Here is a 15,544-nt window from a genome sequence, read left to right as displayed (position 1 = left end):
TTATCGCCTCAACAGTCTGAATTTCGTTAAAATAACCGCCAATTTTCCACCTACCCGTGGTAGTTGTTCAATATCGCGGACCGCAACCCCGCCAACCAATAAAATAACAATACCGAATACCATCCCACCCACACTAATAGCTCCTAATGTAGCCACGCTATTATGGAGTGTTTGGCTCATTATAGCATCATAGCTTAAGAGCACAACAGCCCCCATGACAGCAGAGGCTATGATAGTTTTAAAAGCATCCCTGATATTGAGACTAAAGCCGACATACCGGTAAACGAAAACCATATTTAAAAGTGCTGCCACGCCAAAATCAGCAACCGTGGCCCAGGCGGCCCCCATAATACCCAAGGCCGGTATAGCAGTAAGTGTCCAACTCATAATGATTTTTACTACAGCCGAAATGCCCATATTGATAACAGGAATAGCCGTATGACCCAGCCCCTGCAGCACGCCGGTTGTTACCTGATGTATGCCTAGAAGAAAAATACCGACCGCTAAAATGGCAATAGACGTGCCCGCATTCGGCGTGCCATACAACATCAGTGAAATAGGTGTAGCTAGTAAAAACAATCCCACAAAGCTTGGAATGGTAATCAGGTTGGAAATACGCATTGCTGTGGATATCCGCTGATAAATCAGCTGCTTATCACAAAGTGTATAGGCCTCCGATACAGCCGGCACCAAACTTGCGGCAAGCGATGCCGTCAAAATTGTTGCCAAATTAACCAGTGGCACCGCCATACCGGTGAGATAACCAAACAACTCGGTAGCCTGCTCTACAGTATAACCGGCCACTTCTAATCTGGCTGGCACAATTAAAAGATCAATATTAGATACCACTGGCAGCATGATATTCGCTAGTGATACTGGTAACGCCAGTTTCACAATCCGGCTGACAATACTAACACTAGATTCCTGGATAACCATCGGCTGGGTTTTCATCTTATGCTTAAAACCAGGTTTATGCCGCCAATAAAAATATAATAGTACCAACAGTCCGGCGGCAGCACCAGGACCAGCCCCAAAGCTCGCTCCGGCTGCGGCAAACTCCAGACCATGCGGCATCAGAATATAGGCAAAAGCAATCATTGTGACAACCCGGAAAAGCTGCTCAAAAATCTGAGAAACCGCCGTGGGTGTCATCATTTGCAGCCCCTGAAAATAACCTCGATAACTGGATAGTACGGTTACAAAGAAGATGGCTGGAGCCAATGCAGCAATGGCATAGTAAGCACGGGCATCACGGACAAAATGATGTTCAATCAGCCACCCGGCGCCATAGTACAAAAGAAAGGTAAACACAATGCCGGTAATCGCCAATACCCCTAACGAAATCCGAAAAACGCGATTTGCGCCACGGTAATCACTGCGAGCCAGTTTTTCAGCCACAATGATGGAAATAGCCACCGGAATACCGGCTGATGAGATACTGAGCGCCAATAAGTAAATAGGATAAGCCATTTGGTACAGGCCTACCCCCTCGCCGCCCAACAGACGGGATAGTAAAATGCGGTTAACCGAGCCGATAATTTTTACAACAATTCCGGCTACTGTCAAAATCAACGCACCTTTTAAAAATGTATCTTTGCTCAATACCGAGTCATTCCTCTCCAAATCTGGTCTCTGTTGACCACTTTACCTATTATAGCAAAATCTACCTGTCATTAAAACCATAATTAGCGAACCGTAATGAATACGCAAAAATAATATAAAAGTAGCGAACTTAACAGGAGTGTTATTGTCCGCTACTTCGCCTATTGTGTAACTATTATTGGGCCATTTGTTTTGCTAAAAATCCTGCTGCTGTTTCGGCTAGCTTAACCTCCATATCGGTCATTTGTATTCCCGGTTCCTTGGAGCAGATAATAACTGCACCAATGGCATCCCCTTCCACAAGAATGGGGGCAATGACTTCAGCTGTGAATTTACAGGTTTCATCGTCTTCGCATTGGGAGGCGCAATCCTGACAATGTTTGGACTCACCAGGATTGCTGATTAAAACAGTTTTACGCTCCTCCATTACTTTCTCCACTGCTGGGCCGAGAGGCTTACTCAAAAACTCCTTTTTAGCGCCACCCGCAACTGCGACTACATTATCACGATCTGCAATCAAAATAATATGTCCAATAGCCTCAAACAAGGATTCTGCATATTCCTTGGCAAAATCCCCCAATTCCCCGACCAGAGAGTATTTCTTCAGAATAACCTCACCCTCACGGTCGACATATATTTCCAGAGGATCGCCTTCACGGATTCTAAGAGTTCGTCTAATTTCTTTGGGTATTACAACCCGGCCTAGATCATCAATTCTGCGTACAATTCCGGTTGCCTTCACCAGTATCCCCCTTTCTATAGCTTTTGCAAACTAACCTTGACTCGAGACAGTTTGAAGAGTGAACTTGTTTCAGCAAAAGCTGAAACATCGGGGGTTCAGGTGGAGAGTCTACTCCACTTGAACTAACGCCGCCTATAGAGGCGAGAGTCATGACTCGTGTGCTAAGATAAATTAGCTTACACCTTGCAAGGCGACAGTAAATATATTACTCGTTCATTGATAGTAGTATATATCTGGGTGATGTGTTTTATTCATTTTTCTGCCTGCAAAACCAGCGTATAAATTAACACTTATTTCGAATCTGTAACTCCTGACAAACAGGTAAGTAACTTCGTTAATACCTCTATTAGCGGCAGGTTTAGGCGGGAAGTAGCAAGGCGCATGGTATCCGGCGGTCCGGGAAGAAAGGACAATTTGCCGGGAAAAAGTTCCCTGGCTTTGACTAAGCCGTCGTCAGTCACATTAGGCGTATCACCAAAAGAAATTTCCACACGCCCACCCCGTTCGGCGATCAATCGAACACCCAACTGACGTGCCAAGTTCTTGATCCGGGCAACACCTAAAAGATTGGTAACAGGCAGCGGCGGCTCGCCAAAGCGATCAATAAGCTCATCAATAAGTTCAGTCAAATGCTCTTCCTGGCGAATAGCTGCGATACGCTGGTATATTTCAATCTTATGCATAGCATCACTGATATAATCACCGGTAAGATAAGCATCAAGCGTAAGTTCAATTGTCGGCTCAGGCGGCGGCAAGACTATTTTACCTGTTTTTAGCTCCTCAACAGCTTCATCTAACAACCGGCAGTACATCTCAAATCCGACACTGACAATATGGCCATGCTGCTCTCGTCCTAAGAGATTACCGGCCCCCCGTATCTCCAAATCCCGCATGGCGATTTTAAAACCCGAACCAAGCTCAGCAAACTCTTTGATGGCCTGAAGCCGTTTTTCGGCTACCTCAGTTAATACTTTATCCTGGCGATAGGTAAAGTAAGCATATGCCATCCGGTGTGAGCGGCCAACCCGCCCGCGCATTTGATACAGCTGGGATAAACCGAAATGATCGGCATCATAGATAATAATGGTATTGGCATTAGATACATCTAATCCATTTTCAATAATGCTTGTGCATAGTAAGACATCGTCATGACCTTCATAAAAATCAAGCATAACCTGCTCTAAGAGTTCCTCCGGCATCTGACCATGACCTGTTTTAATGGTGGCGTCTGGCAATATTTCTGTCAGACGCTGACGTATTTTATCAATAGTCTGTACCCGGTTATAAACAAAATACACTTGCCCGCCGCGTTTCAATTCGCGGACAATGGCCTCACGAATAATTTCCTCATTATATTCAACAACATAGCTTTGCACCGGAAACCGATCTTCGGGTGGAGTTTCAATAATACTCATATCCCTCGCACCCACCAATGACATATGCAATGTACGTGGGATGGGGGTAGCACTTAGCGTAAGCACATCCAGATTAGCACGCCATCTTTTCATCTTTTCCTTTTGCGCCACACCAAAACGCTGTTCTTCATCAACAATTAAGAGGCCAATATCCTTAAATATCACATCTGACTGCAAAATTCGGTGCGTGCCAATAAGGACATCAACTTGACCCAGGGCCACTTTTTGCAAAGTAGCCTTTTGCTCGCGGGCGCTGCGAAAACGGCTGATAACGTCAACTACAGTACCAAAATCGGCAAAGCGTGAGCTAAAGGTCTGATAATGCTGCTGTGCAAGCACAGTCGTCGGTACTAGCACCGCCACTTGCTTGCCACCCATAACAGCTTTAAAGGCAGCGCGAATAGCCACTTCCGTCTTGCCAAAGCCCACATCACCACATAACAGACGATCCATAGGCCGCGACTGTTCCATATCATGCTTAACCTCAGCAATAGCCTGCAGTTGATCTGGTGTTTCTTCATAAGCAAACGCGTCCTCAAATTCACGCTGCCAAGGGGTGTCTGGGCCAAAAGTATACCCTACCTGCAGCTGACGCTGGGCGTAAAGTGCGATAAGCTCCTTGGCCATATCGGCTACAGCCGCTTTAGCTTTGGTCTTAACCTTCAGCCAGTCGCTGCCACCCATCTTGCTAAGGCGTGGCACTTCGCCCTCAGAACCAATATACTTCTGTAACTGCCCCACCTGATCGGTGGGCACATATAATTTATCATCGCCGGCGTAGCGAATATGGAGATAGTCCTTATGAACCCCCCCCACTTCCAGTGTTTCTACCCCAACATACTTGCCAATACCATGATTAACATGAACAACATAGTCACCAAGATTGATATCACGGAAATAAGTAATTTGCTGCTCTTTGCCCACACGGAGCCGACGCTTTTTCTTTTGGCGTCCGAAGATATCAAACTCAGTCAGCACCACAAGCCTGGCCTGCGGGAATTCAAAGCCACCTGACAACGCGCCTGTAAGTACCACAACAGCACCCGGTATAAGCGGCACGGGCCCGGACTGAGCTATAATTGCGGTAAGCCCCTCATCGGCTAGATTTCGCTCAATAATGACGGCCTTATCCTGACTGGACATAAATATAACAATAGTATACCGTTTATCCTGCCAGCTTTTTATTTCTGCACTCAGCAGCTCAATCTGACGGTGAAAAGGCGCAATCCCCTTGGCTGTAATGCTAATAATCTCGGTCGGCTGCGTATGAGGAATTTTTTGCAGCAATAAGGATAGATAAATTACATTATATGCCTGGCAAGCAGCTACCAGCTCGGCCCAGGCAAAAACCCGCCGCTTACTATCAGGATTTTCCTTAACCAGCTTAGTCATCTGTTCCCTAAGCCGTGCTGGCTCATCCAGTATTATAGCAGCACTTGCCGGTAAATAAGACACAAATACAGCCGCTTTTCCAGTGTGCTCGGTTTGAGTTAACGGCATAATATCTGCCAATACCAGATCCTTTACCGATCGCTGGCTAACCGGATCAAATTCACGCAGTGAATCAACCTCGTCACCAAACAGTTCAAGCCGGAGTGGTAAACTCCGGTTAACAGCAAATATATCAATAATACCGCCGCGTACACTAAACTGACCAGCACTATCTACTTGGTCGACCCGTTCATAGCTGTAGGAAACTAATGAGCCGATAAGCTCTTCCCGGCTTACCGCACTGTCACTATGTATTGTTATGCGGCTGTTTAAAAACTCTTGTTTGGGCTGAACCTTTTGCATCGCAGCTTCGGCGGTAGCCAAAACAATCAGCTTTTCGCCTCTGGCCAAACGATTCAAAACATCCATGCGTTTTGCCGCCAGTTCAACACTCTTGGCGGCAGCAGCAAAAGTCACCATATCAAGGGCCGGCAGTTCTACTATCGGCACCTCTGGTAAGAGAACCGCAAAGTCAGTTCTAAACACATCAATTGCTTCATGATTGGCTGCTATAATGATAGTTGGCCGCGCAGCTGCCTGAAAAGCAGCCGCAAGAAACACACTCTTTTGTGCACCTGTAAGACCATAAATCAAACTCTGTGCATCAGGTAATGCAAATGCGGCCTGAGCCTGGCGTAATGCTTTGTCCTCAGTCAAAGCGGTCAATAGCCTTACACTTGTTTTTTCTCCCATAAAAACCTCATCCGTCCTGGTAGTACCAAAAGGGCTTTAGCCTAGGCTAAAGCCCTTACATATTTATTTTTTATCTAATACAAATACCATAAGAACCTCTATCTTAGTGAATATATCCTTTATTAATGGCTGACATACCTAGCGCAACGGTATCATCATCCAATCCTATAGCGGTTATGCAGCTGTCACACAGTGCCTTTACATAGATCGCATTTTGCGCAATGTCAGTTTTAATTATATCCTGACGTTCCTGGTCAGTCAAGCAATCAAAACCAAACTTAACCTCATCTACTGCCTCTACTTCTAATGTATCAATTAGTTCCCCGCAATATTCACAATGATAGAAAATTTTCATGGGTTATCCCTCTTTCCTGAATTGTTAGCCGTTTTATCCGCTAATAGCCGAACAACAGCAACATTATATGCCAAATGAAGTGCAATACCGGCAGCTAACCCTAACCACAGACTACTAGTCAGTAGGAGAACTGCAGCACTACCGGCACCGAACAAACTGTGGCCGGCAATACTTAAAAACGGTGCCGTAATTCCTCCACTTGTACTTTTCTGCTGCCAGTCATAGCCAGCCTCAATAACACCAAATACCATATGTACCGTAATAAGATCAGCTCCCAGATAATAAGCAAACAGCGTTTTGGCAGCTTCCTCAACAACCGGACCTGCACTAATAATGCTTACTGGCCCCAAGTAACGCAGAAAGAGACGATTAAGCAAAAAACTTAACCCGGCCATAAGAATGGCAATAATATAGTCCATGGCTTTTCCTCGCAGCAGCGTATATGCACTCTGTAGATTTTTATATAGGTACAGGCGCCAGGATTATACTTATTATTCCCCGAAAAAACAGTTGTGTATACAAACGGCTGTTCCAATATTTTTAATTTTATAAGTTAATATGTGACAGGAAAAACCTGCAATCATAGCGAAATTAGTAGAAAATACTAAACCAATAATTTGGGAGGGATAACCTTGCAGAAATCTTGCAAATCATTATTGCGCCTAGCAGCATTGGCGCTAATCGTTATCTTGTGTCTGCCAGTCCTGGCACTGGCAAAAGCTAAACAACCTGAACTACCGCCAGCACCGGTTAAAGTCACGCTACTGGCCACAGCCAGGGTGAACGGCCATATTATTGACTGGGATTATAAATTCCCCAGAGTAGCTGAATTTGGTCTGGTAAGAGTTTCAAGTTTGGTAAGAGAACAACGCCAGAGTAATCCTTATACCATCTTGGTTGATGGAGGCAACATGCTTTCAGGTTCTGCCTTAACCGACTACTTCGCGACTACACCATCTAAGCTTCCTAATCCAATGTTCGCCATGTATAACTATCTGGGTTATGACGCCGTAGTGCTTGGTACAGGCGAGCTTGCCTATGGCCCGGCCTACTTAACAAAAACACTGCCGCTAGCCAGATTCCCGTTATTGTCAGCCAATGCCCAGACTTCAGATAAAGCCTTGGCAGCCATTAAACCCTACATCATCAAAGAAATTAATGTAGGCAAAGACAAAAAGAAAGAAATAATCCGTATTGGCATTATCGGCGCCTCGTCTATCAGTCCCGATGCCACCGCCGGGTATGCCGGTCTCAAATTTACGGACCCTGAACCAGCCATTGACGCTGTCACTCAAAAAATCGGCAATAAGGTTGATGCCATCATAGTTGTCAAAAATGACGGCTTACAAGTCAACGGCATTGATGCCGCCACTCATGCCAAATTTAGCGTTACAGCCGCCACCCCCGGCAAGTTCGGCAGCAGCCTAAGTAAAACCGATCTAACCTTTGAAAAGATAGGGAAAAAATGGTTTCTTACCCACACTGATACAGCCAATAATTACATGACTGTCACCAAGACAGATAAAAACATGAGTGATGCCGCCTGGCCTTATCATGATGCAACCTTGCAACACCTGGAAGCTACAAAAAAACTTACCGAAAATACTAAATCGTAAAAAGTAAAAACAGAGAATGCCACGTCCATGCGACGTGGCATTCTCTGTTTTTATGGCAAAAATCCCATTGGATCTACCGGCTGGCCATCTCTTTGAATTTCAAAATGCAGATGCGGCCCTGTGGAATTACCGGTACTGCCCATAGAGGCAATTCGTTGACCAGCCCGTACATATTGACCTATCTCAACAAAGTAATCATCCAAATGCCCATATAAACTTACATAGCCACCGCCATGATCAAGCATTACCGCATAACCATAGCCGCCTCGCCAGCCGGCCCAAATCACCCGACCAGCCCGTGCAGACATAACATAGGTGCCGATATCATTAGCAATATCAACACCCGCATGAAGCCGTCCCCACCGCCAGCCAAACGATGAGGATATTTCACCTTTGGTTGGCCAAATAAAGCGGCTAGCCGAGGCGCGGGCTACCGCTGTGTCAGCCCGTCCCCAGCGCGCGCCAGGAATAAAAAGCTTTTCACCAACGTCTACCTGATCACTGGCTTTAGCATTGGCCGATTTAATTGTTTCTACCTGTATACCATATGTATAAGCAATATCCCATAAGGTATCCCCGGTATTTACCTGGTGAACAACGCCTTTCGCAGGCAATATAACTAACTGGTCACCGGGGTGAATAAGCTCGCTGACAGCAGGGTTGGCTGCCGTCAATGTTTCTACATCAATACCATAGTGCTGAGCTATCCCGGATAAGGTATCCCCAGCTTGCACAATGTAATGACTGATAGTCATAGCTTGTGGCGGCGAAACAGCTGCTGGTGCCTCCATAATCTGATTTTCGGCTACAGACGGAGCCTTGATAGTTTCCAGCAACACCGGCTTGGGTCCGCCAGGAAAAGCCCATATACCGGCCAAGACTGCCATTCCTCCCAAATAAGCCCATTGTCTGGCCTTGCATTTCGGCAGATGCATACATATCACCTCGCTACTGGTCTAATTTTGGCTACAGCTTGTAAAATAAGCTGGCAACACGAATTATCCCCAGTATTAGCATAAGCGACAGGCCCACAAAATATGCATAACTTGGATTATTTTTCAGAAAATCTGTCTAGCGTCTGTTGTTTTCGGAGAGGCGGAAGTCTTGACTCGTGTGCTGAAGAAAAAAACCGAGATTGCTTCATTGCAAGTGCAGTGAAGCAATCTCGGTTCTAACAATAATTATACCCGTTTAATAAGCATGGGTTTTTTATCAAACTTATGAATAGCGTCAACAAACCGGACAGTACCTGTTGTGCCGCGCATTACAAGCGAATGCGTGCGGGCACCACCGCCAAAGTAACGCACTCCGTTTAAAAGATCGCCCTGGGTGATGGCTGTTGCCGCAAAAATCACATCATCCCCCTGAACCAGTTCATCTAAGGTAAATACCTTATTTATATCAGTAATCCCCATAGCTTTTGCCCGCTTAATATCGTCATCGCCTTCCGGCCATAATCTGCCTTGCATGTCGCCGCCCAGGCATTTAACAGCAGCAGCAGCCAATACACCCTCGGGAGCGCCGCCGATTCCCAATAGCATATGTACGCCTGTACCTTCAATAGCAGCATTGATCGCCGGAGAGACATCACCATCAGAAATCAGTTTAATCCTCGCCCCAGCATCACGGGCTTCTTTAATAATGGCAGCATGCCGCGGACGGTCAAGAATAACCACTGTTACGTCTTCCACCGAGCGGTTAAGCGCAGCGGCAACGGCTTTAAGATTTTCTGTCACTGGCGCATTAATGTCTATTTTACCTTTGGCCATCGGCCCAACGGCAATCTTATCCATATACATGTCAGGCGCATGCAACAGATGGCCGCGCGGGGCGATAGCCAAAACAGCAATAGCGCCTGGCAAACCTTTAGCTACTAAGTTAGTGCCTTCCAATGGATCAACAGCAATGTCCACTGCCGGACCGCCATGTCCTACTTCTTCGCCAATGTACAGCATCGGCGCCTCATCCATCTCACCTTCGCCGATAACCACCTTTCCACTAATGCTAACGATATCAAAAGCAGCACGCATAGCATCTACAGCCGCCTGGTCAGCGGCAATTTTATCACCACGTCCCATCCACCGGCCACAGGCAACTGCGGCAGACTCGGTAACCCGTACAAATTCTAATGCCAATTCACGTTCCATAATGCTACATCTCCTTAATTCTAGAAACAATTATACCGGGCACCTGCCCGGCCAGCATATCTCAATATTGAGATTGCTTGTTACGCTACTCTCGAGGTTATCTTACCTATTGGCTTTTTGCCAATCTTCAAGAAAACGTCTAATACCCGCATCTGTTAGCGGATGATATAGCAGTGACTTCAATACCTTGGCGGGAACAGTAGCAATATGCGCTCCAGCCAGGGCCGCCTGGGTAACATGCAGGGGATGACGGATACTGGCAGCAATAATTTCGGTCTCAATACCATGAATGGCAAAAATATCAGCCGTATCCTTAATAAGTGCAATACCGTCCTGACTAATATCATCAAGCCGGCCAACAAAAGGACTGACAAAAGCTGCTCCTGCCCGCGCGGCCAATAGCGCCTGATTTGCAGAAAAAATCAACGTAACATTAGTGCGAATGCCCTCAGCAGCCAAGGCACTGGCTGTTTTTAAGCCATCAACCGTTACCGGAACCTTGATTACCACATTATCGCCAAGCTTGGCTAATTCACGCGCTTCCGGCAGCATCTTTTCAAACTCGGTACTGATAACCTCTGCACTTACCGGCCCCGGTATTAATGAGGCAATCTCCTTGATTACTTCCTTGATATCCTGTTTTTCCTTGGCAATAAGTGATGGATTGGTAGTTACTCCGGCCACAACACCCATTGGCAAAATTTCCTTGATTTCGCCAATATTAGCTGTATCGAGAAAAAATTTCACAGGTAACTCACTCACCTTTTCTCATTATTGTCTATAATAGCGCCCCTATTCATTTACGGCTGGTACGCCTGAGAGGAGCTATTTCTAGAACCTCCATAGCTGATAGTCTCGCTAAAGCTTGTTCATCCTTGGCTGAAATCAGCAGTCTACCTTCGCACTGAGGGCAAGACAGCTCAACCGCGTCGACAAGCACATCAACATCAACATCGGTATTACCACAAGAGCAGTATACCCCCCCCTGCTCCGCAATATCATGAATCTTGTTTAAGATTTCCAGCAAAATTTGCGAATTTTCGATTCCTGAACCATCTGCTTGCCCCGCCATTTCACTGGCTAAGCTAGCAACCTCTTGCTTATGTTTGGCAATAGTCGCAGTAATCGCTTCCGTTTTACCAATAAAACCCAGCTCAAGATTTGCCTGATCGCAATATATCTTACTTACTTTTGGCTGGCGAAACAAGTTACTATCAAGGAAAATTAGGTGATTGGTTTCGCATACTACGCAAGGAATATCAAGCAGATATTGACGCCGTCCCGCACTAGATATAGCCCCTTGTACTTGACCGCAGCTGCAAACAAGTTGATATGCAGCATTATTGATCGCAAACCTTGAGACATTATGAAGTTCAATTTTGCCACATCGCGGACAATACAACGCCAATGTAGAGACAGCGCTAATGACCATGGATATCCCCCCTTTGCTTCCTGTATTTCGCCACCTACGGTAAAAATCCTGCCTACTTACTACAACTTAGCAACATCAGGTGAAAAGTGAGTGACCAGCAATAACCCCGGGTAGCTGTGCCCCGGGGTTATCTACCGTTTATTTCAGCCAATCATACACCGACGAGTTTCGCCAAAGCTAGTACTAATATTGTCGTGAATAATCTGGCATAGGGACATAATGTCAAATGGTTTGGTGATATAATCACGCATGCCAATCTCCCGGGCCTCATTTACCATGTCTAACTCACCATACGCTGTCATCATAATAACCTGATCCCCCTGCCCCTGGCGTTTCAGCTCTTTTAGCGCCGTAATACCATCCATGCCAGGCATCTTCATATCCATCAATATAACATTGGGATTAGTATTCTGTGCAGCCTGTATACCCTCGTAGCCATTAGTGGCTGTAATCACTTGATAACCCTCGTCCTGGAGAACCTCAGTCAGCAATCTCCGAATCCCAGGTTGGTCGTCAATTACCAGAATGGTTGCTTGGGAATTGCTCATGTAACCACCTTACTTTCTCGCAGTTTTGACGGAAAATTTAAATTATTGTTTCCTAATTTAATCATATTCGTAGTCAATTGAAAATATCCTGCTAATTCATGGTAAAAATAGGAAATTTATTTTGTTTTTTCTAATTTCTGTGAAATAATTTCTAAATTCAGCAGAATTGTGCTAAACTTTGTAGAGAAATCAATTTGCGAGGTAGCTATATGCAAAACAAATTACAATTACTACGCAAGCTGTTATCCTGGTTTACCAGCCATAAATCGGCTTTGTTTTTTTCTTTTCTGGTAGTTGCTTATGTAACACCTTTTGTTGTTTTACGGCAAAATGCTCATTTTACCATTAATGATAACCTGGACTGGATTACCTCTTGGATAGTGCTTGCCAAAAGCGGTAAGGTATTTGCACTGACCGGAACCATCAATCAAATGCTGGGAGAACTGCCCCGCAATTGTCTGCCCAGCGGGTTTAATGTAATTACCTGGCTCTATCTTATCCTGCCTCCTTTCCGCGCATACCTGATCAATCTCTTACTTGTTCATTTTACTGCTTTCATTGGCATGTATCTTTTGCTTACGCATTATGTCCTGCCAGCTAACCATCAGCGTTGGCTGGCTTGGGCCGGTGCCGCTTCGTTTGCTACCCTCCCTTTTTATACAGTCTATGGCCTGTCAATCGCCGGACAGCCTTTACTATTTTATGCTATGCTTAATGCCTATTATGATAAAAAAATAGCAGGTAGTGTCTTCATTATAATTATTTTTGCATTGTATTCATCATTGCCGCTTGCCGGTGTCTTTATTTTGGCAGCTCTTGGACTAGCTGCTCTCTATGATTACTGGCTCCACCGCAGGCTGCGCCCGAAGTTTTGGGGAGCGATCGCCCTTTTAACCGGTTCGTATGTTATAACAGAAATATGGCTGATTTATAATGCCTTTTTTAGCTCGGGTTTCCTATCCAGCCGCGAGGAAATTAACCGTTTGCTCTTAGGACAAGCCCAAGACTGGAGCGGCGTTCAAGCACTTATTGTCGACAACTTGGTTAATGGCCAATATCATGCCGTCAGCCTGCATAAGTACATTCTAAGTATCGCTGTGCCACTGGCGCTCTTTACCGGCTGGCATCAAAAACGTGAATATAAAGGTATATTGCTGTTACTGACACTCGCACTCAGTATATCGATTTTTTATGGAATTCGCTATTCAGAATTTTTTATTTCAGCTGTAGCAGGCAACAGCTTTTTAAATTCATTCCAAATTCAGCGCTTTCATTGGCTGCACCCGCTGCTATGGTATACCATCTTTGCTTTATGCCTGGCGGTTATCGATAATATCCGCTATATTGGCAAACTACTGGCGGTTCTCCTGATTACTTTGCAACTTGGATTTCTGTTTGGCAATAACATTGAGTATGACTTAGTGTTAAAAGAGCAAACAGGCATCTCAGTGATCGAAAACGGTTGGCTTTACGAAAACATTAGCTATGGCGAATTTTTTGCTGACAGCCTATTTCAAAAAATAGACAACTACATTGGCCGTCCGAAAGAGGACTACCGTGTGGCGACTATCGGCATTTATCCGGCTATAACCCAATATCATGGCTTCTATACCCTTGACGGACGGCTTAATATTTACCCGCTCGCTTATAAGCACGCCTTCCGCCAGATTATGGCCAGAGAATTAGATAAAAACCAGTTTTGGCAAAAATATTTTGATTACTGGGGTATAACCTGCTACCTCTTCCCCGCTGAACTTGAGTACTATGAGGTACGAAAGTCTTATCAATTAAAGCTCAATCATCTGGAGCTGGATAGTCAGGCTTTTAGAAAGCTAGGCGGCGAATATATTTTATCCGCCGCCGAAATAACAAACTATCAGGAAAGTGGTCTTGAGTTTTTACAGCATTTTAGTGAAGGCTGGTCAGTCTGGGAAATTTACCTATACCGGGTACGCTAAAAATGAAACGGAAGTTGGACTAAGGCTGAGCCGAGAAAAATAACAGCCGCTATAGTAACGCCAATTAGCGCTAGCAGGGGAGCGAGGAGCACAAGCACGGCTTTAGAACCAGATAGCCCATGTGCGCCGCGAATAGCGGCTACAGTCAAAAGCAGTGTCCATACAGCTACAATCAAACCGATGATGCCAAAAGCTACACCACTCAGGCCATCTGGCAATAAGGCAGCAATAACGCCTAGTGGTATTACGACGACCCGCGGCAAGTGTGAAAAACCCAGGGCAGCAAACAGGCCGGTAGCCGTTCCCCGGCCACCTGCCAATTCAGCAATAAAATTCAATACCGAAGCTCCCAGTATCCAAAAAAACAAACTGCCAATAAATTGCAAGGCAAACATACTGCCTAACGCCGCTACACCTGGCGAGCCTCTCATTCCCGTATATATTGCCCACACCGGGACAAGCATACCAATGGTAAACATGACCAATGCCTGCCCGGTTAGTTTTTTTTCGGCAATGTATTCCATAGCTGCTCTCGGTTTAAATAACACATCATAAATAGTTTCCAAAAAATTGCCCATATAAATCCCCCCTTAATAGCTCTGGGGTGCGGCCGCAGGGCCGGCCGAAGAGAGTATTTCTGTAAGCTGTTTAAGCATCAGTTGTTCGGGTTTATAAGTATCTTGCGCAGCGAACAAAGATTCAATGACATTTTTCTTGCCATATTCAATAATTTCAGGTTGACCCTGAATACCCACCATATTGGCCGCCCCGTCAATAGCATCATACATATTGCCTAATTCATCAACAAGCCCCGCTTCTTTGGCTTGGCGACCAGTATAAATACGGCCATCAGCCAACTCACGCACTTTGGCCGGGTCCAGTTGGCGTCCTGCCGCAATGACCTCGACAAACTGATTATACATATCGTCAACCATAACTTGAATAATGGCTCTTTCCTCCTCGGTCAGCTGACGATCTGGTGATAAGATATCTTTATGCGGACCGCTTTTAATTTTTTCCTGACGGACCCCAATTTTTTTGTATAATTCCTCCCAGTTAGAATAGGGCATATATACACCAAGACTTCCCGTGATGGTAGATGGATTGGCATATATTTTGTCAGTGCATGCAGCCAGCCAATAACCACCGGAGGCTGCCATGTCAGCCATAGAAGTAACGACCGGTTTGCCGGCAGCACGAATTTTCTTTAGTTCTTCACCTACTTCCTGCGAAGCCGGAACTGTGCCGCCAGGACTGTTAATTCTAAGGATAATAGCCTTAACAGAGGCATCATCACGAGCCTGATGAAGCTGACGAATGAGAGCATCGGTCCCACCGCCCTCGGTAAATAAACCAACCTGTCCCCGACCACCAACAATCACACCATCAACATAGACAATGGCGATTTTATCATGGCTGGCCAGTTTGCTCTGTTTCACCTTAGGGGCAATGAACATTGCTCCTAACATGGATATGCCAATAATAACAACCAGCAAGATAACTACTGAACGTTTAAACATAAGCTTACCTCCCTTATGTAACTTA

The 15,544-nt window shown here is 45.5% G+C and carries 14 protein-coding genes; 2 read left to right on the top strand and 12 right to left on the bottom strand.

The window, feature by feature from the left end:
* From SALPA_RS14230 to SALPA_RS14210, 5 genes are all read right to left on the bottom strand, one after another.
* A complete protein-coding gene (locus tag SALPA_RS14230; protein WP_145095238.1) occupies positions 1 to 1,602 on the bottom strand; it encodes a polysaccharide biosynthesis protein in 1,602 nt (533 codons plus the stop codon).
* A gap of 175 nt (positions 1,603 to 1,777) precedes the next feature.
* Positions 1,778 to 2,344 carry a stage V sporulation protein T gene (gene spoVT, locus SALPA_RS14225; protein WP_021168599.1) on the bottom strand — a complete coding sequence of 189 codons (567 nt, stop codon included), beginning with the start codon at positions 2,342 to 2,344 and terminating at the stop codon, positions 1,778 to 1,780.
* Between the two features lie 290 nt (positions 2,345 to 2,634).
* A complete protein-coding gene (gene mfd / locus SALPA_RS14220) occupies positions 2,635 to 5,943 on the bottom strand; it encodes a transcription-repair coupling factor (RefSeq protein ID WP_145095235.1) in 3,309 nt (1,102 codons plus the stop codon).
* A 103-nt stretch (positions 5,944 to 6,046) separates the two neighbouring features.
* On the bottom strand, positions 6,047 to 6,298 hold the full coding sequence (locus SALPA_RS14215; RefSeq protein ID WP_021168597.1) for an anti-sigma-F factor Fin: 252 nt from the start codon (positions 6,296 to 6,298) through the stop codon (positions 6,047 to 6,049).
* Positions 6,295 to 6,717, bottom strand: coding sequence for a hypothetical protein (locus tag SALPA_RS14210; RefSeq protein ID WP_145095232.1), 423 nt, complete (start codon positions 6,715 to 6,717; stop codon positions 6,295 to 6,297). The genes SALPA_RS14215 and SALPA_RS14210 overlap by 4 nt, the downstream gene beginning before the upstream one ends.
* A 213-nt stretch (positions 6,718 to 6,930) precedes the next feature.
* Here SALPA_RS14210 and SALPA_RS14205 point away from each other — a divergent pair, with 213 nt between their 5' ends.
* A complete protein-coding gene (locus SALPA_RS14205; protein ID WP_145095229.1) occupies positions 6,931 to 7,914 on the top strand; it encodes a hypothetical protein in 984 nt (327 codons plus the stop codon).
* Between the two features lie 50 nt (positions 7,915 to 7,964).
* On the opposite strand, the gene SALPA_RS14200 is transcribed toward SALPA_RS14205, so the two are convergent.
* The 5 genes from SALPA_RS14200 to SALPA_RS14180 all read right to left on the bottom strand — a co-directional run bounded on the left by SALPA_RS14200 (position 7,965) and on the right by SALPA_RS14180 (position 12,041).
* Complete coding sequence (locus tag SALPA_RS14200; RefSeq protein WP_145095226.1) at positions 7,965 to 8,849, bottom strand: peptidoglycan DD-metalloendopeptidase family protein; 885 nt, start codon at positions 8,847 to 8,849, stop codon at positions 7,965 to 7,967.
* Positions 8,850 to 9,095: 246 nt separating this feature from the next.
* The gene (gene glpX / locus SALPA_RS14195; RefSeq protein ID WP_145095223.1) at positions 9,096 to 10,061 is read right to left on the bottom strand and encodes a class II fructose-bisphosphatase; all 966 of its coding nucleotides are present in this window, start codon (positions 10,059 to 10,061) and stop codon (positions 9,096 to 9,098) included.
* A gap of 102 nt (positions 10,062 to 10,163) precedes the next feature.
* Complete coding sequence (gene fsa, locus SALPA_RS14190; RefSeq protein WP_145095220.1) at positions 10,164 to 10,808, bottom strand: fructose-6-phosphate aldolase; 645 nt, start codon at positions 10,806 to 10,808, stop codon at positions 10,164 to 10,166.
* A gap of 49 nt (positions 10,809 to 10,857) precedes the next feature.
* Positions 10,858 to 11,493, bottom strand: coding sequence for a hypothetical protein (locus SALPA_RS14185; protein ID WP_145095217.1), 636 nt, complete (start codon positions 11,491 to 11,493; stop codon positions 10,858 to 10,860).
* 143 nt (positions 11,494 to 11,636) lie between these two features.
* Complete coding sequence (locus SALPA_RS14180; RefSeq protein WP_145095214.1) at positions 11,637 to 12,041, bottom strand: response regulator; 405 nt, start codon at positions 12,039 to 12,041, stop codon at positions 11,637 to 11,639.
* A 209-nt stretch (positions 12,042 to 12,250) separates the two neighbouring features.
* Between SALPA_RS14180 and SALPA_RS14175 the strand changes: the two genes are divergently transcribed.
* On the top strand, positions 12,251 to 13,999 hold the full coding sequence (locus SALPA_RS14175; RefSeq protein ID WP_145095211.1) for a DUF6044 family protein: 1,749 nt from the start codon (positions 12,251 to 12,253) through the stop codon (positions 13,997 to 13,999).
* Here the strand turns inward: SALPA_RS14175 and SALPA_RS14170 are convergent.
* Both SALPA_RS14170 and sppA read right to left on the bottom strand, forming a co-directional pair.
* The gene (locus tag SALPA_RS14170; protein ID WP_145095208.1) at positions 13,996 to 14,577 is read right to left on the bottom strand and encodes a Yip1 family protein; all 582 of its coding nucleotides are present in this window, start codon (positions 14,575 to 14,577) and stop codon (positions 13,996 to 13,998) included. The genes SALPA_RS14175 and SALPA_RS14170 overlap by 4 nt on opposite strands.
* Before the next feature lie 12 nt (positions 14,578 to 14,589).
* Entirely contained in the window at positions 14,590 to 15,468 is an 879-nt protein-coding gene (gene sppA, locus SALPA_RS14165) for a signal peptide peptidase SppA (protein WP_370516735.1), read from the bottom strand.
* Positions 15,469 to 15,544 lie beyond the last annotated feature (76 nt).

Origin of the sequence: Sporomusa sp. KB1, assembly GCF_007830295.1 — a bacterium.
Lineage (GTDB): Bacteria > Bacillota > Negativicutes > Sporomusales > Sporomusaceae > Sporomusa.
Note: the sequence above shows the minus strand (reverse complement) of the source record. Positions and strands in the feature narration are given on the sequence as shown.

Coding starts and splice junctions, on each gene's coding strand:
- mfd (WP_145095235.1), bottom strand. CDS start 5,943: ATGGGAGAAAAAACAAGTGTAAGGCTATTGACCGCTTTGACTGAGGAC.
- SALPA_RS14215 (WP_021168597.1), bottom strand. CDS start 6,298: ATGAAAATTTTCTATCATTGTGAATATTGCGGGGAACTAATTGATACA.
- SALPA_RS14210 (WP_145095232.1), bottom strand. CDS start 6,717: ATGGACTATATTATTGCCATTCTTATGGCCGGGTTAAGTTTTTTGCTT.
- SALPA_RS14200 (WP_145095226.1), bottom strand. CDS start 8,849: ATGCATCTGCCGAAATGCAAGGCCAGACAATGGGCTTATTTGGGAGGA.
- glpX (WP_145095223.1), bottom strand. CDS start 10,061: ATGGAACGTGAATTGGCATTAGAATTTGTACGGGTTACCGAGTCTGCC.
- SALPA_RS14185 (WP_145095217.1), bottom strand. CDS start 11,493: ATGGTCATTAGCGCTGTCTCTACATTGGCGTTGTATTGTCCGCGATGT.
- SALPA_RS14180 (WP_145095214.1), bottom strand. CDS start 12,041: ATGAGCAATTCCCAAGCAACCATTCTGGTAATTGACGACCAACCTGGG.
- SALPA_RS14175 (WP_145095211.1), top strand. CDS start 12,251: ATGCAAAACAAATTACAATTACTACGCAAGCTGTTATCCTGGTTTACC.
- SALPA_RS14170 (WP_145095208.1), bottom strand. CDS start 14,577: ATGGGCAATTTTTTGGAAACTATTTATGATGTGTTATTTAAACCGAGA.
- sppA (WP_370516735.1), bottom strand. CDS start 15,468: ATGTTAGGAGCAATGTTCATTGCCCCTAAGGTGAAACAGAGCAAACTG.